The following is a 19,960-nucleotide window of genomic DNA, read 5'->3' as shown; positions in this document are numbered from 1 at the left end:
TTGTTTAGTGAGTTTGCAAGTGACTGCGTGATGCCGGCTGAAGAGGAGCAGTAGGACGCACAGGGGAAGCAGCTTTGCAGTCCGGGGTTGATGGCGTGGTGCGGGTTGATCACTGCCATTGGCCTCAAGAGCGGAAGGCAACATGGGGTAGATGTTGCGATGGGCCATTTCGATCGTACCCTGGAGTTGATAGATCAGTTGCAGCACGCCGGCACAGCCGCCGCCGTCTGCGAAAAGCTGCTGGGGGTAACAAGCGGGTTCGGGCTGACGGCGCTTATGGCCGGGACCGTGCCGCAACCCGGCACGCCGAGAAACCAGCAAAAGGACCATGTGCTGCTTTGCGACTGGCCGGCTGAATGGCTTGAGCGCTACGTCGCGCGTAATTACGTCGATCACGACCCCGTCGTCAGTCACATGAAGCAGCTTCAAGCGCCATTCCAGTGGCGGGAAGCGTCTCAGGGCATCCGTATCGGCAAGGGCGGCGGCGAGGTGATGGGCGACGCCGGCGAATTCAAGCTGCGCGACGGGTTGGCCTTCCCGCTAATCACGCTCGATGGCCAGATCGTCATGGTGTCGCTAGGCGGCGAGGCTGTCGAATTGTCGGGCGCCGAGTTCGGGCTGGTGTCGCTGGTCTCGACTTATGCGATTGGCCGCGCCATGCAGCTACACACCATGGCGGGCAAAACCATCGACCATGTCGAATTGACGCCGCGTGAGCGCGAATGCCTGCAATGGGCCGCCGTTGGCAAGTCCGAATGGGAGATTTCACAAATTCTCGGCATTTCGGAACACACGTCAGAGAAACACCTTCTTAACGCCAAAAGCAAACTCGGTGCCGTCAACCGGGTCCAGGCCGTCGCGGAAGCGATAAGGCGCGGCTATATTAACTAGGTCGGCCGCGCCGGCCTAGAAATTCTTGCTTGCGTGATCGCGTAATTTTTTTGGGAAAGCACGGCCGTATCTTCCTATTGAAACTAGGAGACGGCAAATGCTTTTTTCCCTCACGACCCAGGAATTGATGGAACGGCCCGACCTCTGGGAGGCAGTTCATCGTTTGCGTTACAGAGTTTTCGTCGAAGAGATGGGATGGACCGATCTGCAGCACCCCGATGGCCTCGAGATCGATCAATTCGACCACGACGAGGCAGTGCACCAGATCGTCATCCGCAATGGCGAGCTCGCCGGTTATCAGCGGATGTTGCCGACGACCCGGGCACATCTTCTAACCGATGTGCTGGCGGACCTTTATGAGGGAATCCCACCGTCGGGCCCGAATGTCTATGAACTGACCCGCTATGCGGTTGCGCCGGGATTCCGCGACGGTCGGCGCGGCGTGTCGACGGTCGGCACCGAGCTGATCGCCGGCTTCGTCGAGTGGGGTCTGAAGCGCAACGTCAACCAGGTGATCATCGAATTCGAGCCGATGTGGGTGCTTCGCGCGCTGCAGCTGCATTTCCTGGCAACGCCGCTCGGTTACCAGCGTACCTATGGCAACCAGCAGGTGGTTGCCACCCTGCTCACCTTCAACGAGCACACGCTCGACGTGGTGCGTTCGCGCCGCAACCACTTTGCGCCGGTGCTGGCCAGAGGGTACCCGGACATGCTCGGACAGAGACGCGCCTCGTGAGATTGGAGAGAGGCCATGAACGTTCACTCAAAAGCAGAATTCCGCAATCACACGCTGATCGTCACGGTGTCGTCGGGTGACGGCCGCCCGGTGCTGGACAGGCGGGCCTATGAAAGCCTGGCCAGGACATTCCACGAAGCCGCCGTTGACGACGACGTCCGCGTCGTGGTCCTGCGCGGCCTGGCCGGGTGCTTCTGCCTCGGTGCCGACTTTTCCGAATTTCTCGACGCCACCAAACATCGGCGACTGATCGCCGCCGTCACCGATATGTTCCGCACGCTGGCGACGTTCCCGAAACCGGTCCTTGCCTGTGTCGACGGCGACGCCGTCGGCGTCGGCTGCACCATTCTGTTCCACTGCGACATGGTGATCGCCTCGAGCAAGAGCACGTTTCGGGTGCCGTTCGTCGATTTCGGCCTGGTGCCGGACGCGGCGACCAGCATCTTGGCGCCGCAGAAGCTCGGCTATGCCGGGGCGTTCCGCTTCTTCTGCCTGGGCGACACGCTCGCCGCCGAAGATGCCAGGGCACTCGGCCTTGTCGGCGAGATCGTGACGGACGGCAGCGTCGAGGAAGCCACGCTGGCAAGAGCCAGGCAGCTCGCCAAGAAGCCTGTCGCGGCGCTGCTGCAGACGCGCGACCTGCTCAGGGGGGACACCGGCGCGCTCTGCGACCGCATCGACCAGGAAATCTCGCTTTTCCAGCAGGCGCTGCAGGACGACACCACGCTGAAGCGACTGCAGCGGATAGCCCGGCTGGCGGCATGAAAGCCGCGTATTGATGAGGTGAGCTTATTTTTCGAGGAAAGTCGGCCCTTCGCCGATGATCTTCTTGTCCTCCTTACCGATGACGTCGAGGTCGCGGCCGTCATAGGGAAGCGAAAGGAGAATGCGCTGCATGACGGCCAGCCGCGCGCGCCGTTTGTCGTTCGCCCGCACAATGATCCAGGGCGCGAACTCCTTGTGCGTGCGCTCGACCATCAGGTCGCGCGCTTTGGTGTAGTCGTCCCATTTGGTGATGCCGGCGATGTCGATTGGCGAAAACTTCCAGCTCTTCAGCGGGCTCCAGCGGCGGTCATGGAATCGCTCGAGCTGCGTTTCCCGGCCGATGTTCAGCCAGAATTTGAAGAAATGTATGCCCTCGTTGCGGATCATCCGCTCGAAATGCGGAACCTCGTCCAGAAATTGCTCGTGCTGCTCGGGCGTGCAGAATCCCATCACCGGTTCAACGCCGGCGCGGTTATACCAGGAGCGGTCGAAGGTGACGAATTCGCCCGACGTCGGGAAGTGGTCGACGTAGCGCTGGAAGTACCATTGTCCAAGCTCGGTGGGCGTCGGCTTGGTCAGCGCCACGTTGCGCGCCGTGCGAGGGTTCAGATACTGGCGCAAAACGAAGATCGTGCCGCCCTTGCCGGCAGCGTCGCGCCCCTCGAACAGCGACATTACCCGCTTGCCTGTCGACTGCAGCCACGCCTGCGCCTTGACCAGCTCGATCTGCAGCTTCTCTAGCCTCTCGTCATACTCCTCGCTCTTCATCTTCTTGTCGTAGGGATAGCCGCCGGCGGTCAGCTTGCGGTCCTCGACCCAGTCGGGAAGCGTCGGGGCCTCGATGTCGAACTCCCGCTCCTTGCCGTCGATCATGATCTTCAGCGGCCCCGATGAGGGTGCGGCGGGGATTTCCCTGGCGTTTTTCATCGAGACGAACCTTTCCAGCTTCCGGACTCATGCTATTGGGAGCCTTACTGCATCGGCCCGAAAATCGGAATCGATTTTCGGAAAGAACGATGCAGCATATAAAGTGGTAGAGCGTCCTTTGTGCGTCCAATTGGACGCACTGTGCTCTAGCGCCGGTCCAGCAGGAAGTTCTTGAAGTGGCCGCAGACGGAGCGCAAATGGCCGACATCGGCACAGAGCGGAAAGGCAGGGCGCAAGCCGTCGCCATGCGGCTGTGGAACAGCCGCTGGCTGCTGGCGGCTGGCTTCGTTGCGGTGCTGATGGTGTATGGTTTTGCCGGCATGTCCGGCTATGTGGTGCTTCTGGCAGGCGTCGTGCTGGTTGCCGCTGCGATGCTGCCGGCCGGCGTCGCGCGTCAATCGACCGAAAATGCCGCGGCCATCGAGGCGAGCGGTCTGCAACGGCTTTCCGGCGAATATCTCGCGGCGGCGGTTGCCGATCCGCTGATCATTTTCGATCGCTCCGCCGCCATCGTCCACGCCAACGCCGCCGCCTTTGCCGCCTTTGGCGGAATTGCCCCCGGCATGTCGCTGTCGCTGAAATTCCGCGCGCCGGAAATGCAGGCCTTGCTGGATAGTATCTTGGCGGGCAACGTCGCTTCGGACAGCGTCGACTACATAGAAAAGCTGCCGGTCGAACGAGCCTATCGGGTGAGCGCGTCTTCTGTCGGCCATGCCACGGATCTCTACGTGCTGGTGTTCAAGGACCAGAGTGAGGCGCGCCGGATCGACAGAATGCGCGCCGATTTCATTGCCAATGCCAGCCACGAGCTGCGCACGCCTCTCGCCTCGGTCGCCGGCTTCATCGAGACGCTGCGCGGGCCGGCCCGCAACGACCCCGCGGCGCGCGAGCAGTTCCTGCAGATCATGCAGAACCAGACCAGCCGCATGGCGCGCCTCATCGACGACCTTCTGTCGCTGTCGCGCCTGGAGATGAAGCCCTATCTCAAGCCGGGAACCGAGGTCGACCTGCGCCAGGCCATCGACAGCGTCATCGATTCGCTTGGGCCGCTCGCAAAGGAAAACGGCGTCGTCATCGAGCGTGATTTCGCGGAAGGGCCGCTCGACGTGCCCGGCGATCGGGACGAGCTTTTCCAGGTCTTCGAAAATCTGCTGGAAAACGCCTGCAAATACGGTCAGTCGGGCGGACGCGTCGTGGTGTCGATCACGCGCAGCGATAGCGATCCCGAACCGGGCATCGACGTCACCATCAGGGATTTCGGCCCCGGCATCCCCGAAGAACACATCCCGCGCATCACCGAGCGCTTCTACCGCGTCGACGTAGAGAACAGCCGGACCCAGAAGGGCACCGGCCTTGGCCTGTCCATCGTCAAGCATATCCTGACCCGCCACAACGCCAGGCTCTCCATCAGGTCGGAGGTCGGCAAGGGCGCTGCGTTCACGGTCCATTTGCCGGCTCGCTGACGCGGTACTATCTCTAGCACATAATGGGCCGTTTCTTTTTTCTGTCATCCGGCTAGCGTATCAGCGGCGATTCGAGGGAACGACTCAACCACGAGATCCCGGGAAGGCATTTCGTCCATGCAGTCCGTGCATATCGTCAGCGCCTATGACGAGGAGCTGAAATATCTGTCGAAGCGCATCGCGGCGATGGGCGGGCATGCCGAGCGCATGGTCGAGCAGGCCGTCGCGGCGTTGGTTAATGCGGATCCGGGGCTTGCCCAGAAAGTCATTCGAGACGACCTGGTTCTGGATGAGGGACAGCGCGAGATCGACGACAAGGCGATCATCATCATCGCCAAGCGCCAGCCGATGGCGACGGATCTGCGCGAGATCGTAGGCGCGATCCGCATCTCGGCGGACCTCGAACGGGTAGGCGACCTCGGCAAGAACGTCGCCAAGCGGGTGGTTGCGGTCGCAGACGGGCGCCAGCCGAACAGTCTGTTCCGCGGCCTCGAGGCTTTGGCCAATCTGGCACTGACCCAGCTCAAGGAAGTGCTCGACGTCTATGCGTCGCGGTCGGTGGAGAAAATCGGTTTCGTGCGCGACCGCGACGACCAGATCGATGCCATGTACACGTCGCTGTTTCGCGAATTGCTGACCTACATGATGGAAGACCCACGCAACATCACCCCCTGCACACATCTCCTGTTTTGCGCCAAGAACATCGAGCGCATCGGCGACCACGCCACCAACATCGCCGAGACGATCTACTATATCGTCACCGGCGATCAGATGCCGGCCGATCGTCCAAAGGGCGACAAGACGGACAAGATTATTCTTCCTGCAACGCCACCGGCGAAGTGAGTTCTCCCGACACCGATGCGAATTTCGGATTCGCCACCTGACAGAAAATTGCGCTAAGCTTTCGACGCGCCGACTTCTCAGTTCCGCGATGAAGGCCCCGCCTTCAGGAGGCTGCGATGGAATATGTCCGCGAGTTTGCTCCTGCGCCGCCGCTGTCGGGCATAATCGCCTGCGGTGTCTATACGGCTGGGCGGCGCATCGCCGACATACCGATCGAGGAAGCCGGTGAATGGGCCGGGAAGCCGGGCCACGTGGTCTGGATCGGACTGCTGGAGCCCGACCGCAATTTGTTGCTGCGCGTCCAGGCGCAATTCCATCTGCATGAGCTGGCGATCGAGGACGCCGAGCATCCGCACCAGCGGCCGAAGATCGAGCAATATGGTGATGCCCTGTTCATCGTTGCCCGCACGGCGCAGTTGATCGACAGCCGTGTCACTTTCGGCGAGACGCATCTGTTCGTCGGCGCCGGCTATATCGTCAGCGTCAGGCATGGCCCGTCGACCTCCTACGCCGCCGTTCGCCAGCATTGGGAAAGCTGCCCGCATTCCCTTGCCAAGGGCGAGGATTTCGTCCTCTACGCCATTCTCGATTTCATCGTCGACAACTACATGCCGGTGCTCGAGCAGATCGAAAACGAGGTCGAGGCGATCGAGGACAAGGTTCTGCTGAAACCGATGACCGGCTCCGATATCGAACGGCTTTATATGCTGCGCCGCGATCTCTTGCGCCTGCGTAATGCGGCCCTGCCGCTGGTGGAGGTCTGCCGGCGGCTCACCAGCGCCGATCTGCCGCAAATCCACACAGCCATGCACCCGCTGTTTCGCGACGTCACCGACCACATCCGCACTGTCCAGGAAAAGATCGACAGCCTGCGTGAGGTTCTCGCCTTCGCCTTCGAGGCGAGCCTTCTGGTCGGTCAAAGCCAGGAGACGGCGATCTCCAAGAAGCTTGCCTCATGGGCCGCCATCTTGGCCGTGCCGACGGCATTCGCCGGCATTTACGGCATGAATTTCAGCGACATGCCGGAACTGAGGATGGAGTATGGCTACCCGGCCGTCCTGGCGGCAATTGCCCTGATCTGCACGTTTCTTTACTGGCGGTTTCGCAAGAATGGGTGGCTATGAAGTGGGGTGAATGGTGAATAGTGAATAGGGCTAGACAAGAGCCTTGCTTCTTACTCCAAGCTCAACCCGCTACCATTCACCATTCACCATTCACCATTCACCTGCTCCGCCGCCGCTCGGATGCCGGCTGAAACGCCACGCGGGCATGATACTTGCAGTAGGGCCCGGTTTCGGCGGCGTCGTTGCCGCAGAAATGGAAGTCTTCCGAAAGCGGATCGCCATTCGGCCATTTGCAGGTGCGCTCGTTCAGCTCGACGAGTTGCAGATGCCGCGAGATCGGCACGACGACGTTCTCGACCGGGCGGATATAGTGGCGCGCCACCGGTTCGGCATCGAACTGCGCCTTGAGCGCGGTCGCACCGATCGACATCGACGTGGTGGCATGGCGCGTGGCGCTTGCTGCCCGCGACACCGATTTCTGGATCGTCGATCCCTGTACCGTCTTCTTCTGGCGTGCCGGTGAGGCGGTCGTGCGTCCGCGACCGGACAGTTTCAGCCGGTGCACTTTGCCGATGACCGCATTGCGGCTGACCCCGCCAAGCTGCGCGGCGATCTGGCTGGCGCTGAGGCCCTCCGACCACAATTTTCTGAGAAGTTCGACTCGCTCGTCAGTCCAGTTCATGAGACCGCGCTCCTGCTGAAACGTGCGGCAATCGGAATCCATTCCCGACCCGGCTTCTGCCGGGCAGACACCACATATATCGGGTGATTAGGTCCGCCGCACGAAATCTAGTTATTTCTCTACTACAATTACCTTATGCGCTGACTCGGTGACAAGAGTCCCAAGGCCAACACGAATCGGTTTTTTCGGTTTTCCCCAACTTGCCCGGTCGCTTACGAGCCGGCGTTGTGCTGGAGGGCTTGCCGCACGTCCTTACGCGACCTTTTCGTTGACTTCACGGCCGAAAAACACGATAAGCCACAAGGGCCGCCGCTTTGGCGGCTTTTTGATTTTTCCGGTTCCGGAGACGCATATAATGAGCGGTTCGGCGCTTTTCGAGACCTTTGTTCGCGCACCCCTGGCTTTCGACCACGGTGAAGGCACCTGGCTGGTCACCGATAAGGGCGAGCGATATCTCGACTTCGCCGGCGGCATCGCCGTGAATTCGTTGGGCTACAGCCATCCGCATCTGGTCGCGGCCCTCACCGAGCAGGCCGCCAAGCTCTGGCACGTCTCCAATCTGTACGAGATTCCGGGACAGAGCCGGCTCGGCGAGCGGCTGGCCGACGCCAGCTTCGCCGACAAGGTGTTCTTCACCAATTCCGGCGCAGAGGCACTCGAATGCGCCATCAAGACGGCGCGGCGCTACCACTTCGTCAAGGGCCATCCCGAGCGCTACCGCACAATCACCTTCGAAGGCGCGTTCCACGGCCGCACCCTGGCGACCATCGCCGCCGGCGGCCAGTACAAATACCTGGAAGGTTTCGGCCCCAAGGTCGACGGCTTCGACCAGGTCGGTTTCGACGATATCGACGCCGCCGAAAAGGCGATCACGCCTGAAACCGCGGCGATCCTGATCGAGCCGGTGCAAGGCGAGGGCGGCATCAGGCAAGTGCCGACGCAATCGCTGAAGCGCCTCCGGCAGCTCTGCGATCAGCACGGACTGCTCCTGATTTTCGACGAGGTCCAATGCGGCGTCGGCCGCACCGGAAAGCTGTTCGCGCATGAGTGGGCGGGTGTCACACCCGACCTCATGGCGGTGGCCAAGGGCATCGGCGGCGGCTTTCCGATGGGTGCCTGCCTCGCCACCGACGAGGCAGCGGTCGGCATGACCGCCGGCGTGCACGGCACCACCTTCGGTGGCAATCCGCTGGCGATGGCGGTCGGCAACGCCGTGCTCGACGTGGTGCTGGAAGACGGCTTTCTCGAGGACGTCCGGCGCAAGGCGCTGCTGTTGAAGCAGGGGCTTGCCGGTGTCGCCGACGAATTTCCGGATGTTATCGAAAGCATCAGGGGCACCGGCCTGATGCTCGGGCTTAAATGCGCGATGCCCAACACCAAGGTCACGGTGGCACTGCGTGACCAGCATCTCTTGACGGTTCCGGCCGGCGACAACGTTATCCGCCTGCTGCCGCCTCTCACCGTCACCGACGCCGAGATCCACGAAGCGCTCGAGCGCATTCGTGCCGGCGCCAAAAGCCTGGCGGATGCCATCGTCGCTGCCGCCGCGAAGTAATCCTGGAATTCCTGATGTCCCTTCGCCATTTCACCGATCTTTCCGCCGTTTCCGAAGGCGATCTGCGCTTCATGCTCGACGACGCAGCTGTGCGAAAGGCAAGGCTCAAGGCCGGCGAACGCACCAAGCCGCTCGAAGGAAAGGTGCTGGCAATGATCTTCGACAAGCCGTCGACGCGCACGCGCGTGTCGTTCGACGTCGGTATGCGGCAGTTGGGTGGCGAGACGATCATGCTGACCGGCACCGAGATGCAGCTTGGCCGTTCCGAGACCATTGCCGACACGGCCAAGGTGCTGTCGCGCTATGTCGATGCCATCATGATCCGCACCACCTCGCATGACCGGCTGCTGGAACTGACGGAAAACGCTACGGTCCCCGTCATCAACGGGCTGACCGACGAGACCCATCCCTGCCAGCTGATGGCCGACATCATGACCTTCGAAGAGCATCGCGGTCCGGTGGCCGGCAAGACGATCGCCTGGACCGGCGACGGCAACAACGTGCTGCATTCGCTGCTGGAGGCTTCTGCGCGGTTCCGCTTCAAGCTGAACGTCGCCGTGCCCGAGGGCAGCGAACCGGCTCAGAAACATGTCGACTGGTCGAAAGCCAATGGCGGCAAGCTGAAATTCACCCGTTCGCCCGAGGAGGCCGTTCACGAGGCCGACTGCATCGTCACCGACTGCTGGGTGTCGATGGGCCAGGAGCACCGTGCCCGCGGCCACAATGTCTTCTTGCCCTATCAGGTCAATGCGGCACTGATGGCGAAAGCCAAGCCGGGCGCGCTGTTCATGCACTGTCTGCCGGCGCATCGCGGTGAGGAGGTTACCGACGAGGTCATCGACGGGCCGCATTCGGTGGTGTTCGATGAGGCCGAGAACCGGCTCCATGCCCAGAAGGCGGTCTTGGCCTGGTGCCTGGGCGCTTGATACGGGCCGCGGTGATCCGGGCCGGCCTGATCCGCGCCGCCTTGATCTGCGCCGCCTTGATCCGGGCCGCCTTGATCCGGAAGTGGGTGGTGCCTATCTCAGGCGCATCACGCAAATCGAGCGCGTCTCGTCGCATGCGCCCCGGAGGGCGGCATCGCCGCGCCCCGGAGCTTTGTCATGTTGGAAACTCATCAATTGGCTGAACATAAACCCAAGCTCGGCGAATTCGGCTACGCCGGCGACGACCATGTCGTGCCGTTCGAGGTCGGCCCGCTCGACGTGCGCGGCCGCACCGTCCAGCTCGGGTCGATGCTCGACGCTATTCTCAGCCGCCACGACTATCCCGAGCCGGTCGCCCGGCTCCTGGCCGAAGCCTGTGTGCTGACGGTATTGCTCGGAACTTCGCTGAAGTTCGAGGGTAAGTTCATTCTGCAGACCCGCACCGACGGGCCGGTCGACATGCTGGTCGCGGATTTCTCCACGCCGCACGCGCTGCGCGCTTATGCCCGCTTCGATGCCGACCGGCTGCAGGCTTTGACTTCTGCCGGCGAGACGTCACCGCAGACGCTGCTCGGCAGCGGCGTCCTGGCGCTGACCATCGACCAGGGCGCTCACACGCAACGCTACCAGGGCATCGTCCAGCTCGACGGCGTCACACTGGAAGATGCCGCACGCACCTATTTCCGCCAGTCGGAGCAGATTCCGACCGACCTCCGGCTTTCGGTTGCCAAGCTTCTGACGCCCGGCGTCGGCGGTGCCCGCGAGCAATGGCGGGCTGGTGGCTTGCTGGCACAATTCCTGCCGCAGTCGGCGGAGCGCATGCGCGTACCCGACCTTCCCGGTGGCGACGGCGATCCGCGTGAGGAAATCCACGACCCGACCGACAATTCCTGGCAGGAGCTGCTGGCGCTGCTTGGTACCATTGAACCGACCGAGCTGATCGATCCGACGATCGGCGCCGAACGGCTGCTTTACCGGCTTTTCCACGAGCATGGCGTCCGCGTCTTCGGCGGGGTGCCGGTCGCCGACCAGTGCTCATGCTCGAGGGAGAAGATCCGCGGCATCCTCGAAGGCTTTTCCGCCGAGGAGATCAGGGACAGCACCGAGGATGGCAGCATTCACGTCGCCTGCGAATTCTGCTCGAAGCAATATGACTTCGACCCGGCGGAGTTTGCAGCGGCTGGATGACGAGCCTCAATTGACGGTGCGCCGCGTGCCTGGCAAATCGAGCGAGAAGGCGGGGATGGCAACGTCGAACGTCTCGCCCCGTTTGTTGCGCATTGTGTAGTGCCCGACCATGATGCCGGACGGGGTCGAGAGCGGGCATCCAGACGTATACTGATAGCTGTCGCCGGGGTTGAGTCCGGGTTGCTCGCCGACGACCCCGGGACCGCGCACTTCCTCGACCTTGCCGGTGCCGTCGGTAATGTGCCAGTAGCGTGATAGAAGCTGCACGAACTCATCCGACTGATTGTCGATGGTCACCTGGTAGCCCCAGACATAGCGGTTTTGCGGCGGGTCGGAGTGATCCTCCAGATAGAACGGCCTGACCTGCACTTCGATGTTGCGGGTGACGGCGCTGTACATGAACTGCTCCAAAGCAATGTAGATGGAACTTTCGATGCTCAGCGCAGTTTGGTCAACGATGCGCGGCATCTTCTTGCCCGATCTCAAGCGCAGGTGCCGAAAAACAATGTCATTTGAGTGACACATGACAATGATGGTGTGCAGGCTTGTGCTGGGCGACTCAGCGTTTTGTCGAATTGTTGAAAACGGCCGTCATGCGGCCGGCATTTCTGGAGTGACCAGATCTCGATGGAACCGACATTCGCAGCCGCCCTCCTTTCCATAGCCCTCCTTCTTTCAAATCTCGCCAGCATCCTGTTAGCCTCGCTGAAGCTGAAGCGACCAGCCAGGATTGCACCGCCCGCGGCCAACGCGCCGCCGGTATCGATCGTCATCCCGGCGCGCGGCGTCGAGCCGTTTGCCGAAGAGACGCTGGAGCGCGCCTTCTCCCTCGACTGGCCGCGCTACGAACTCATCTTCTGCGTCGCCCATGCCGATGACCCGGTGGTCAAGCCGATCACCGCCGCAATGGCGCGGTTTCCAGCTATTCGCGCCCGCCTTCTAGTCGGTGACGACCGCATCAGCGGCAATCCAAAACTCAATAATTGCGTGAAGGGTTGGGAGGCGGCGCATTATCGCTGGGTCATCCTTGCCGATTCCAACGTGCTTATGCCGAGCGACTACGTCCAGCACCTGATGGCGGCGTGGCGGCACGACACCGCCCTCGTCTGCTCGACGCCGATCGGCTCGCGGCCGGACGGCTTCTGGGGGGAGGTCGAATGCGCCTTTCTCAACACGCTGCAGGCACGCTGGCAGTACGCTGGAGAGGCGCTCGGCCTCGGCTTCGCCCAGGGCAAGAGCATGTTGTGGAACAAGCCGATGCTCGATGCCAATGGCGGCATCCGCGCGCTTGCTGCCGAGATCGCCGAGGACGCCGCCGCGACCAAGCTGGTCAACCGGTTAGGACTGCGAGTCAATCTTGTCGCCTCGCCCTTCGAACAGCCGCTCGGCCGGCGCACGCTTGGCGAGATCTGGTCGCGGCAGGCGCGCTGGGCGCGGCTGCGCCGCGTCACCTTTGCACTGTTCTTTGCCCCCGAAATCCTGATCGGCGCGGCGCCGCCGCTGGTGCTTGCGCTGATCGCCGCGGCTGACGCCGGCGTCAGCCTGCCGGCAACCGCCATCGCCGTGCTGGTCGCGGCCTACCTGCCGGAATGCGTCTTGGCCTCGGCCAAGGGATGGCACCTGTCGCCGCGCACGATCCCGGCGATGATGGCGCGAGACCTGATGCTTCCCGCCATTTGGGCGCGCGGATGGCTGAGCGGCGCCGTCGACTGGCGCGGCAACGTGATGACCATCCAGACCAAGGCCGTCGCGGAGCTGGAAGAGACCCCGTCCGGCGCCTGATCGGCGCATCCCCGCTCGCCTCTGTTCGGCCAGTCCTTATCCGGCAGCTCTCAGCGCTTGCTCGATATCTTCGAGCAGATCGTTGGCATCTTCCAGGCCGACGGAAAGCCTGAGCGTTCCCGGTCCGATACCGAGCTCGGCGCGAGCCTCATCGGTCAAGTTCTTGTGCGTAGTCGTCGCCGGATGGGTGATCAGGCTCTTGGCATCGCCGAGATTGTTGGAAATCAGCACGATGTCGAGTGCGTTCTGGAAGGCAAAGGCCGCCTGCTTGCCGCCCTTCACATCCAGGCAGATCAGCGTCGAGCCGCCCGACATCTGCTTCTTGACCACGGCCGCTTGCGGGTGGTCGGCGCGGCCGGGATAGATGACGCGGGCGACTTGCGGGCGCTCGGCGAGGAAATCCGCGATGCGGCCGGCACTTTCCGTCTGCTGGCGTACGCGCAGCGGCAGCGTCTCCAGCCCTTTCAGCAGCGTCCAGGCATTGAAGGGCGAGAGGCTCGGGCCGGTGTGACGGAAATAGTCATGCAAGTTTTCGTCGATCCACTTCTTGTCCGACAGAACGATGCCGCCAAGACAGCGCCCCTGGCCGTCAATATGCTTGGTCGCGGAGTAGACGACGATGTGAGCGCCGAGCTGCAGGGGTTTCTGCTGCAAGGGCGTGGCGAAGACATTATCGACGATCAGCCTGGCGCCAATCGAGTTGGCAAGTGCGGCGACGGCGGCGATATCGACCACCTCCAGCGTCGGATTGGTCGGGCTTTCCAGGAAGAACAGTTTGGTGTTCGGCTTGACCGCCTTTTCCCAACTGGCGATGTCTGTGCCGTCGACCAGTGTTGCCTCGATGCCGTATTTCGGCGCCAGCGTCTCGACCACCCAGCGGCAGGAGCCGAACAGCGCGCGCGCCGCGACGATATGGTCGCCCGCCTTGGCGCTGCACAGCAGTGCTGCCGTCACCGCCGCCATGCCGGATGCCGTGGCGCGCGCGTCCTCGGCGCCTTCCAGCGCGCACATGCGTTTTTCAAACATGTCGACGGTCGGGTTGGCATAGCGCGAATAGATGAAGCCCGGCTCCTCGCCCTTGAAGCGGGCTTCCGCCGCTTGCGCCGTCTCGTAGACATAGCCTTGGGTGAGATACATCGCCTCGGAGGTCTCGCCGAAGCCGGAACGCAGCGTCCCGGCATGCACGAGTGCGGTCTGAGGCTTCCAGTCGCGCTTCTTGTTCATCATTCTATCCAACACCAAAAATGGTCCAAACAACAAAAAACCGGTCGCGAAAGTCGCAACCGGTCCATATGGCCTTGCGGCCCGACGGTCCTTTAGCGACTTGTTTAACGTGGCTGCAAGCCGACCGGCCAAATCACCACGGGATAACGACCTTTAGACCCGCGCCACGCTTGCGTCAATTGCCGGCATGATTAAGAGGGTTGTACCAAGCAGGTGCCAAAGGCGTCCACGGTCGGACCTGCGACAGTACAAGACCTCGCCCGGCGTTCGAACGGAGCCAGACCCTTGCGGCAGACAGGCATTCTTCCCGATCAGGATATTTCCGCGCTGTTCCAGTCGGGCGCGCTGAAATCGCCGCGCACGCTCGATGCCGATCAGATCCAGCCGGCCAGCCTTGACCTCAGGCTCGGCGACAAGGCCTGGCGGGTGCGTGCTTCCTTCTTGCCCGGCCCGGACCACAGGGTTGCCGACAAGCTCGACCGGCTGAAGCTGCACGAGATCAACCTCGCCGAAGGTGCCGTGCTGGAAACCGGCTGCGTCTACATCGTGCCGCTTCTCGAAAGCCTGGCGCTGCCCGCGCATATTTCGGCTTCGGCCAACCCGAAGAGCTCGACCGGGCGGCTCGATATCTTTACCCGGGTTATGACCGACCGTGGCCACGAGTTCGACAAGATCGCCGCCGGCTATGAAGGCCCGCTTTATCTGGAAGTCAGCCCGCGCACCTTCCCGATCGTCGTGCGCACCGGCTCGCGGCTGTCGCAGATCAGGTTCCGCACCGGCAATGCGCTTTTGTCGGAAAGCGAGCTGCACGAGTTGCACCGCGCCGAAATGCTGGTCGCCACCGAACCACCCAATATCTCAGGCGGTGGCATCGCGCTGTCGATCGATCTCGACGGCGACAAGGACGGGCTGGTCGGCTATCGCGGCAAGCACCACACCGGCCTGGTCGACGTCGACAAGCGCGCCGCGCAGGATGTCGTCGATTTCTGGGAGCCGCTCTACAAGAGCGGTGCCGGCGAGCTGGTGCTCGATCCGGACGAATTCTATATTCTGGTGTCGCGCGAGGCGGTGCATGTGCCGCCGCTCTACGCCGCCGAAATGACGCCCTTCGATCCGCTGGTCGGCGAGTTCCGCGTCCATTATGCCGGTTTCTTCGACCCGGGTTTCGGCCATTCGGCGTCGGGCGGCACCGGCAGCCGGGCGGTGCTCGAGGTACGCAGCCATGAAGTGCCGTTCATCCTCGACCACGGCCAGATCGTCGGGCGGCTAGTCTACGAGCACATGCTGAAACGGCCGCAAGCGCTCTACGGCACAGATCTCGGCTCGAACTATCAGGCGCAGGGCCTGAAACTGTCCAAGCATTTCCGCGCCGCGCGCTGAGCTTGTTCGCAAGCCGTCAGCCGCGAACAAGCTGTCAGCCGCGAAACAGATATTCTTTCGCGGCGCCAAGGCAGCCATGAAACTGACCGATAAAGAGCAGTTCTCGCACTGCCAATCGCTTCTTCCCCCAAAATCCTCTGGTTTGCTTCTCGTCAAGTGAGGCGCTTGAGCTGGACTGCAAGGGGAACAACTGCTTGCCGAGACATCCCAGCACATGGGCTCTGGCGGAGTCGATATCGCAGGCTCTGCCATTGTCGTTCATTCTGTCAGCGCGGAGTGCGGACGTCATGCGATCCGCGTTGCGCATCAGAAAGCTCACTTGCGATTTCGAATAGCCGGTGGCCAGAAGCCGGTTAGTCATCGACATCCGGGCTTCGCGATAGGATTTTGCGCTGCATTGTCCGGCGCTGTAAGCCGCTGGGGAGAAATAGGCGAGGAACAGGACTAAACTTACGAACACAGTGCCAATCCGCAGGCCGTTCATCTTTCGCCCCTGAATTCTGTCACCAGTTTACAACGCCTTCACCGCCACCTTCACCGGCTGCTCGATTTCAAGCGGGTTGCGCAGCGGCAGGCCGAAATCCTGGGCCTCGATTTCGAACACGTCGCCGGCCTCGGTCCTGATGCCGTCGGCGAAGGACAGCGTCGCCGTGCCGAACATGTGCACATGCACGTCGCCCGGCTGGCGGAAGGCCGAGTATTTGAAGTGGTGATGCTCGAGATTGCCAATGGTGTGCGACATGTTCGCCTCGCCCGACAGGAACGGCTTTTCCCAAAGCAGCTTGCCGTCACGCAGGATGCGTGAGGCGCCGCGGATGTCGGACGGCAGATCGCCGATCAGGATTTCGGGCCCGAACGAAGCGTTGCGCAGCTTGGAATGGGCAAGGAAGAGATAGTTCACGCGCTCGGTGACGTGGTCGGAAAACTCGTTCGACAGCGTGAAGCCGACGCGGAACGGGGCGCCGTCGTCGCCGATCACATAGATACCGGCGATTTCCGGCTCCTCGCCGGCATCCTGGGCGAAGGCCGGCGACATAAGCGGCGCCCCGGGCGCCACTGCCATGGTGCCATTGCCCTTGTAGAACCATTCCGGCTGCACGCCAGTCTGGCCCTTCGCCGGCTTGCCGCCCTCAAGCCCCATGCGGAACATCTTCATGGAATCGGTCAGCTGTTCCTCGCCGTCCGTGCTGAGCTTCTTATGCATGGAATCGCGGGTCGCGGCGGAGCCGAGATGCGTCAGCCCGGTGCCGGTGAGATGGAGATGCGCCGGATCGGGATGGTTGATCGGCGACAGCAGCCGCCCCTTCTTGTAGGCTGCGTCGAGATCGACGGTTTCGCCAAAGCCCTTGCGCTCGATCAGGGCGACAAGCCCGCTGCCGGTGCGCGCGGCCTCCATCGCCAGCGAATAGACGCTGCGGGCGCCGTTGATGACGCGGGTCTTGCCGCCGTTGCGGGCAACGACGCGGATCGTCTCGGCGTCGTCGAGGATCTGTGAGATCAGCATGGTAACCCTCTCTGAATTGCGGGCTGGCCTGCCTTTCTCGGCAAACCCTACCCTGCGCGGCCCGGACCCTGTCCTCGCCTCGGTTGAAATTCTTCGTCCGGATTGCGCTCGCGGATCAGGTCCTTCGGGGGACTTTTTCGCGTCGCCCGGCAGCGCCGCGATATGACCCGTATGCCTCCTGGTTGCCTCTCAAGCCTTGTTCTTGTTGTAGACGTCGAAGACGACGGCGCCGAGCAGCACCAGGCCTTTGACCACCTGCTGCCAGTCGACATTGACGCCCATGATCGACATGCCGTTGTTCATGACGCCCATGATAAAGCCGCCGACCACCGCGCCGATGACCTGGCCGACACCGCCCATCGCCGAAGCGCCACCGATGAACACCGCGGCGATGACGTCAAGCTCGCTGCCGAGGCCCGCCGCCGGCACAGCCTGGCCCAGGCGCGCAGCGATAATCAGGCCGCCGAGTGCCGACAGCACGCCCATATTGATGAACACCATCAACGTCAGCCGTTCGGTCTTGATGCCCGATAGCTGGGCTGCCTTGGCATTGCCGCCCATCGCATAGATGCGACGGCCGATCGTCATGCGTTTGGTAACGAAGACGAACAACGCGATCAGCACGCCCATCACCATGAGAACGATGGGGAGACCCCTATAGGTGGCGAATTGGTAGACGAGAAACAGCGCCAGCGCGCTGATCACCAGGGTCTTGACGACGAACAGCGAGAAGGGCTCGGCTTCGTAGCCATGCTTCTCGCGGGTGCGCCGTGCCCTGAGTCCGAAATAGGCATAGGCGAGCACGGCGACGAGGCCGATCACGATCGTCGTCAGGTGCAGCGTCAGGCCGCTGCCGACAATGGTTTTGCCGGCGGCGTTCACGGTTGGCGGTATCAGCGTCAATGGGCCGATCAGGTCCGGAATGAAGCCGGAACTGAGCGCCTTGAAGCCGACGGGGAGCGGCCCCACGGAAGACCCGCCACCCAGCAGCGCCTGGCAGATGCCGCGGAAGATCAGCATGCCCGCCAGTGTGACGATGAAGCTCGGTATTCGATGATAGGCAATCCAGTAGCCTTGTGCCGCGCCGATCGCGCCACCGACGATCAGGCAGATGATCGACACCACCAGCGGATTGCTCAACGGGCCAAGCGGCCAGATGACCATCATCATCGCCGCCAGCGCGCCGATGAAGCCGGCGACGGAGCCGACGCTGAGATCGATGTGGCCCGAAACGATCACCAGAAGCATGCCCAGCGCCATCACGATGATGAAGCTGTTCTGCTGAACCAGATTGCTGAGGTTCACCGGCTTGAACAGCGTTCCGGACGTGGTGAACTGGAAGAACACCATGATTGCGATCAACGCCAGCACCAACCCGTATTCGCGCAGGTTGGTGACCAGCGCCGAGACGGCAATGCGAGGTCCCTGTTGTAGGTCCTGGGCAACGCCGGTCTGCGGCCCGGGAGCGCTTTCGGTGCTCATGATGCTTTTCCTTCTCCGCGGACGATGGCGCGCATTATCTTTTCCTGGCTGGCGTCGCTCGCCGCCATTTCGCCGACGATGCGTCCTTCGTTCATGACGTAGATGCGGTCGGTGATGCCGAGCAGTTCGGGCATTTCCGACGAGATGACGATGATTGCCTTACCCTCGGAGGCGAGACGCGCGATGATCGTATAGATTTCATACTTGGCACCGACGTCGATACCGCGTGTCGGCTCGTCGAGAATCAGCACTTCCGGATTGGCGAACAGCCATTTCGACAGCACCACCTTCTGTTGATTTCCGCCAGAAAGGTTGCCGGTCATCTGGTAGACGCTCGAGGCTCGGATATTGGTCCTGCCGCGATAATCATTGGCGACCGAGAGCTCGCGCAAATCGTCGATCACGCCGTGGCGCGACACGCCGGGCAGGTTGGCCAGCGTGATGTTGTGCTTGATGTGGTCGATCAAGTTGAGACCGTAGGTCTTGCGGTCCTCGGTAACGTAGGCGATGCCGTGCTCCACCGCCTTGCTCACCGAAGAGACATCGATCGGCTTGCCGTTAAGGAACGCCTCGCCGGTGATGCGACGGCCATAGGACCGGCCGAACAGGCTCATGGCAAACTCGGTCCGGCCGGCGCCCATGAGCCCGGCAATGCCGACCACTTCGCCCTTGCGGGCGTTGAGGTTGATGCCCTTGATGACCTGCCGCTCGGCATGGATGGGGTGGTAGACCGACCAGTTTTTCACTTCGAGAACGGTCTCGCCGATCTTCGGCTCGCGCGGCGGATAGCGGTCGTCGAGCGAACGGCCGACCATCGAGGTAATGATGCGGTCCTCCGAGATGTCCTTCTTGGCCAGCGTCTCGATGGTCCGGCCGTCACGGATGATGGTGACCTTGTCGGCGACCCGGTTCACCTCGTTGAGCTTGTGCGAGATCAGGATCGAAGTGATGCCTTGCCGCTTGAATTCGAGCAGCAGATCGAGCAGCGCCTGGCTGTCCTTTTCGGACAGGCTCGCGGTCGGCTCGTCGAGAATGAGCAACTTCACTTCCTTGCTGAGCGCCTTGGCGATCTCGACCAGCTGCTGCTTGCCGACGCCGATATTGGTGATCAGCGTGTTGGGGTCTTCCTTGAGGCCGACCTTCTTGAGCAGGGCGCTGGTGCGCGTCTCGTTGGCATTCCAGTCGATGACGCCGTATCTGGCGTGCTCGTTGCCGAGAAAGATGTTTTCGGCAATCGACAACATCGGCACCAGCGCAAGCTCCTGATGGATGATGACGATGCCCTTGCGTTCGCTATCATGGATGCCTTTGAAATGGCACTCATCGCCGCGATAGATGATCTGGCCGTCATAGGTGCCGGACGGATACACGCCCGACAGCACCTTCATCAGCGTCGACTTGCCGGCGCCGTTCTCGCCGACCACGGCATGGATCTCGCCTTCCTCGACCATGAGCTTGACGTTCGACAGCGCCTTGACGCCGGGAAACGTCTTGGTGATGTCGCGCATCTCCAAAATCGTCGATGCCATTGAGAATACCACTCCTGCG

Annotated in this window: 19 protein-coding genes and 1 riboswitch; of the genes, 11 read left to right on the top strand and 8 right to left on the bottom strand. The window is 62.2% G+C overall.

Translation table 11 applies throughout. The annotated features are described in order from the left end of the window. Positions 1–159 precede the first annotated feature (159 nt). The 3 genes from NKI95_RS08135 to NKI95_RS08125 all read left to right on the top strand — a co-directional run bounded on the left by NKI95_RS08135 (position 160) and on the right by NKI95_RS08125 (position 2,392). On the top strand, positions 160–891 hold the full coding sequence (locus NKI95_RS08135; protein WP_352715700.1) for a helix-turn-helix transcriptional regulator: 732 nt from the start codon (positions 160–162) through the stop codon (positions 889–891). A gap of 97 nt (positions 892–988) precedes the next feature. Beyond that, positions 989–1,627: an acyl-homoserine-lactone synthase gene (locus NKI95_RS08130; protein WP_352715697.1), complete on the top strand. Its 639-nt coding sequence runs from the start codon at positions 989–991 to the stop codon at positions 1,625–1,627. Between the two features lie 15 nt (positions 1,628–1,642). Then, the gene (locus tag NKI95_RS08125; protein ID WP_023677343.1) at positions 1,643–2,392 is read left to right on the top strand and encodes an enoyl-CoA hydratase-related protein; all 750 of its coding nucleotides are present in this window, start codon (positions 1,643–1,645) and stop codon (positions 2,390–2,392) included. 24 nt (positions 2,393–2,416) lie between these two features. Here NKI95_RS08125 and ppk2 read toward each other — a convergent pair whose 3' ends face one another. Then, positions 2,417–3,319 (bottom strand): polyphosphate kinase 2, encoded by a 903-nt coding sequence (gene ppk2, locus NKI95_RS08120; RefSeq protein ID WP_352715694.1) that lies wholly within the window; start codon positions 3,317–3,319, stop codon positions 2,417–2,419. Positions 3,320–3,516: 197 nt separating this feature from the next. Here ppk2 and NKI95_RS08115 point away from each other — a divergent pair, with 197 nt between their 5' ends. The 3 genes from NKI95_RS08115 to NKI95_RS08105 all read left to right on the top strand — a co-directional run bounded on the left by NKI95_RS08115 (position 3,517) and on the right by NKI95_RS08105 (position 6,749). Further along, entirely contained in the window at positions 3,517–4,782 is a 1,266-nt protein-coding gene (locus tag NKI95_RS08115; RefSeq protein ID WP_352715691.1) for a sensor histidine kinase, read from the top strand. A gap of 117 nt (positions 4,783–4,899) precedes the next feature. Continuing rightward, entirely contained in the window at positions 4,900–5,625 is a 726-nt protein-coding gene (gene phoU, locus NKI95_RS08110; RefSeq protein WP_352488223.1) for a phosphate signaling complex protein PhoU, read from the top strand. Between the two features lie 116 nt (positions 5,626–5,741). Continuing rightward, positions 5,742–6,749 (top strand): magnesium and cobalt transport protein CorA, encoded by a 1,008-nt coding sequence (locus NKI95_RS08105; RefSeq protein WP_352715689.1) that lies wholly within the window; start codon positions 5,742–5,744, stop codon positions 6,747–6,749. 97 nt (positions 6,750–6,846) lie between these two features. Here the strand turns inward: NKI95_RS08105 and NKI95_RS08100 are convergent, their stop codons facing one another. After that, on the bottom strand, positions 6,847–7,371 hold the full coding sequence (locus NKI95_RS08100; RefSeq protein WP_023677348.1) for a GcrA family cell cycle regulator: 525 nt from the start codon (positions 7,369–7,371) through the stop codon (positions 6,847–6,849). A gap of 355 nt (positions 7,372–7,726) precedes the next feature. On the opposite strand from NKI95_RS08100, the gene NKI95_RS08095 reads away from it, so the two are divergent. The 3 genes from NKI95_RS08095 to NKI95_RS08085 all read left to right on the top strand — a co-directional run bounded on the left by NKI95_RS08095 (position 7,727) and on the right by NKI95_RS08085 (position 11,040). Beyond that, positions 7,727–8,926: an aspartate aminotransferase family protein gene (locus NKI95_RS08095; protein WP_352715686.1), complete on the top strand. Its 1,200-nt coding sequence runs from the start codon at positions 7,727–7,729 to the stop codon at positions 8,924–8,926. A gap of 14 nt (positions 8,927–8,940) precedes the next feature. Further along, positions 8,941–9,852 carry an ornithine carbamoyltransferase gene (argF, locus tag NKI95_RS08090; RefSeq protein ID WP_352715683.1) on the top strand — a complete coding sequence of 304 codons (912 nt, stop codon included), beginning with the start codon at positions 8,941–8,943 and terminating at the stop codon, positions 9,850–9,852. A 177-nt stretch (positions 9,853–10,029) separates the two neighbouring features. Next, complete coding sequence (locus tag NKI95_RS08085; RefSeq protein WP_352715680.1) at positions 10,030–11,040, top strand: Hsp33 family molecular chaperone; 1,011 nt, start codon at positions 10,030–10,032, stop codon at positions 11,038–11,040. A 6-nt stretch (positions 11,041–11,046) separates the two neighbouring features. Here the strand turns inward: NKI95_RS08085 and apaG are convergent, their stop codons facing one another. Then, the gene (apaG, locus tag NKI95_RS08080; RefSeq protein WP_254816331.1) at positions 11,047–11,439 is read right to left on the bottom strand and encodes a Co2+/Mg2+ efflux facilitator ApaG/CorD; all 393 of its coding nucleotides are present in this window, start codon (positions 11,437–11,439) and stop codon (positions 11,047–11,049) included. A 228-nt stretch (positions 11,440–11,667) separates the two neighbouring features. Here apaG and NKI95_RS08075 point away from each other — a divergent pair, with 228 nt between their 5' ends. Next, positions 11,668–12,822: a glycosyltransferase gene (locus NKI95_RS08075; RefSeq protein WP_352715677.1), complete on the top strand. Its 1,155-nt coding sequence runs from the start codon at positions 11,668–11,670 to the stop codon at positions 12,820–12,822. Positions 12,823–12,858: 36 nt separating this feature from the next. Here the strand turns inward: NKI95_RS08075 and NKI95_RS08070 are convergent, their stop codons facing one another. Then, a complete protein-coding gene (locus tag NKI95_RS08070; RefSeq protein ID WP_352715674.1) occupies positions 12,859–14,049 on the bottom strand; it encodes an O-succinylhomoserine sulfhydrylase in 1,191 nt (396 codons plus the stop codon). Between the two features lie 69 nt (positions 14,050–14,118). Next, positions 14,119–14,196: riboswitch (SAM riboswitch) on the bottom strand. 135 nt (positions 14,197–14,331) lie between these two features. Between NKI95_RS08070 and NKI95_RS08065 the strand changes: the two genes are divergently transcribed. Next, positions 14,332–15,426: a 2'-deoxycytidine 5'-triphosphate deaminase gene (locus tag NKI95_RS08065; protein WP_352715671.1), complete on the top strand. Its 1,095-nt coding sequence runs from the start codon at positions 14,332–14,334 to the stop codon at positions 15,424–15,426. 34 nt (positions 15,427–15,460) lie between these two features. Here the strand turns inward: NKI95_RS08065 and NKI95_RS08060 are convergent, their stop codons facing one another. The 4 genes from NKI95_RS08060 to mmsA all read right to left on the bottom strand — a co-directional run bounded on the left by NKI95_RS08060 (position 15,461) and on the right by mmsA (position 19,941). Continuing rightward, the gene (locus NKI95_RS08060) at positions 15,461–15,910 is read right to left on the bottom strand and encodes a hypothetical protein (protein ID WP_352715668.1); all 450 of its coding nucleotides are present in this window, start codon (positions 15,908–15,910) and stop codon (positions 15,461–15,463) included. Between the two features lie 27 nt (positions 15,911–15,937). Further along, positions 15,938–16,930 (bottom strand): AraD1 family protein, encoded by a 993-nt coding sequence (araD1, locus tag NKI95_RS08055; RefSeq protein WP_352715665.1) that lies wholly within the window; start codon positions 16,928–16,930, stop codon positions 15,938–15,940. 189 nt (positions 16,931–17,119) lie between these two features. Next, positions 17,120–18,412 (bottom strand): multiple monosaccharide ABC transporter permease, encoded by a 1,293-nt coding sequence (mmsB, locus tag NKI95_RS08050; protein ID WP_292659525.1) that lies wholly within the window; start codon positions 18,410–18,412, stop codon positions 17,120–17,122. Further along, entirely contained in the window at positions 18,409–19,941 is a 1,533-nt protein-coding gene (mmsA, locus tag NKI95_RS08045) for a multiple monosaccharide ABC transporter ATP-binding protein (protein ID WP_292659527.1), read from the bottom strand. Before mmsA ends, mmsB begins: the two co-directional genes overlap by 4 nt. Positions 19,942–19,960 lie beyond the last annotated feature (19 nt).

The sequence above is a fragment of the Mesorhizobium sp. M0306 genome (genome assembly GCF_040321655.1).
In the GTDB taxonomy this organism is placed as follows: Bacteria; Pseudomonadota; Alphaproteobacteria; order Rhizobiales; family Rhizobiaceae; genus Mesorhizobium.
Note: the sequence above shows the minus strand (reverse complement) of the source record. Positions and strands in the feature narration are given on the sequence as shown.

Excerpts from the sequence above, each read along its gene's own strand:
- argF (WP_352715683.1), top strand. The coding sequence starts at position 8,941 with ATGTCCCTTCGCCATTTCACCGATCTTTCCGCCGTTTCCGAAGGCGAT.
- NKI95_RS08095 (WP_352715686.1), top strand. The coding sequence starts at position 7,727 with ATGAGCGGTTCGGCGCTTTTCGAGACCTTTGTTCGCGCACCCCTGGCT.
- NKI95_RS08085 (WP_352715680.1), top strand. The coding sequence starts at position 10,030 with ATGTTGGAAACTCATCAATTGGCTGAACATAAACCCAAGCTCGGCGAA.
- mmsB (WP_292659525.1), bottom strand. The coding sequence starts at position 18,412 with ATGAGCACCGAAAGCGCTCCCGGGCCGCAGACCGGCGTTGCCCAGGAC.
- NKI95_RS08135 (WP_352715700.1), top strand. The coding sequence starts at position 160 with ATGGGCCATTTCGATCGTACCCTGGAGTTGATAGATCAGTTGCAGCAC.
- NKI95_RS08105 (WP_352715689.1), top strand. The coding sequence starts at position 5,742 with ATGGAATATGTCCGCGAGTTTGCTCCTGCGCCGCCGCTGTCGGGCATA.
- araD1 (WP_352715665.1), bottom strand. The coding sequence starts at position 16,930 with ATGCTGATCTCACAGATCCTCGACGACGCCGAGACGATCCGCGTCGTT.
- phoU (WP_352488223.1), top strand. The coding sequence starts at position 4,900 with ATGCAGTCCGTGCATATCGTCAGCGCCTATGACGAGGAGCTGAAATAT.
- NKI95_RS08100 (WP_023677348.1), bottom strand. The coding sequence starts at position 7,371 with ATGAACTGGACTGACGAGCGAGTCGAACTTCTCAGAAAATTGTGGTCG.
- NKI95_RS08115 (WP_352715691.1), top strand. The coding sequence starts at position 3,517 with ATGGCCGACATCGGCACAGAGCGGAAAGGCAGGGCGCAAGCCGTCGCC.
- mmsA (WP_292659527.1), bottom strand. The coding sequence starts at position 19,941 with ATGGCATCGACGATTTTGGAGATGCGCGACATCACCAAGACGTTTCCC.
- ppk2 (WP_352715694.1), bottom strand. The coding sequence starts at position 3,319 with ATGAAAAACGCCAGGGAAATCCCCGCCGCACCCTCATCGGGGCCGCTG.
- NKI95_RS08075 (WP_352715677.1), top strand. The coding sequence starts at position 11,668 with ATGGAACCGACATTCGCAGCCGCCCTCCTTTCCATAGCCCTCCTTCTT.
- apaG (WP_254816331.1), bottom strand. The coding sequence starts at position 11,439 with ATGTACAGCGCCGTCACCCGCAACATCGAAGTGCAGGTCAGGCCGTTC.
- NKI95_RS08060 (WP_352715668.1), bottom strand. The coding sequence starts at position 15,910 with ATGAACGGCCTGCGGATTGGCACTGTGTTCGTAAGTTTAGTCCTGTTC.
- NKI95_RS08125 (WP_023677343.1), top strand. The coding sequence starts at position 1,643 with ATGAACGTTCACTCAAAAGCAGAATTCCGCAATCACACGCTGATCGTC.
- NKI95_RS08130 (WP_352715697.1), top strand. The coding sequence starts at position 989 with ATGCTTTTTTCCCTCACGACCCAGGAATTGATGGAACGGCCCGACCTC.
- NKI95_RS08070 (WP_352715674.1), bottom strand. The coding sequence starts at position 14,049 with ATGATGAACAAGAAGCGCGACTGGAAGCCTCAGACCGCACTCGTGCAT.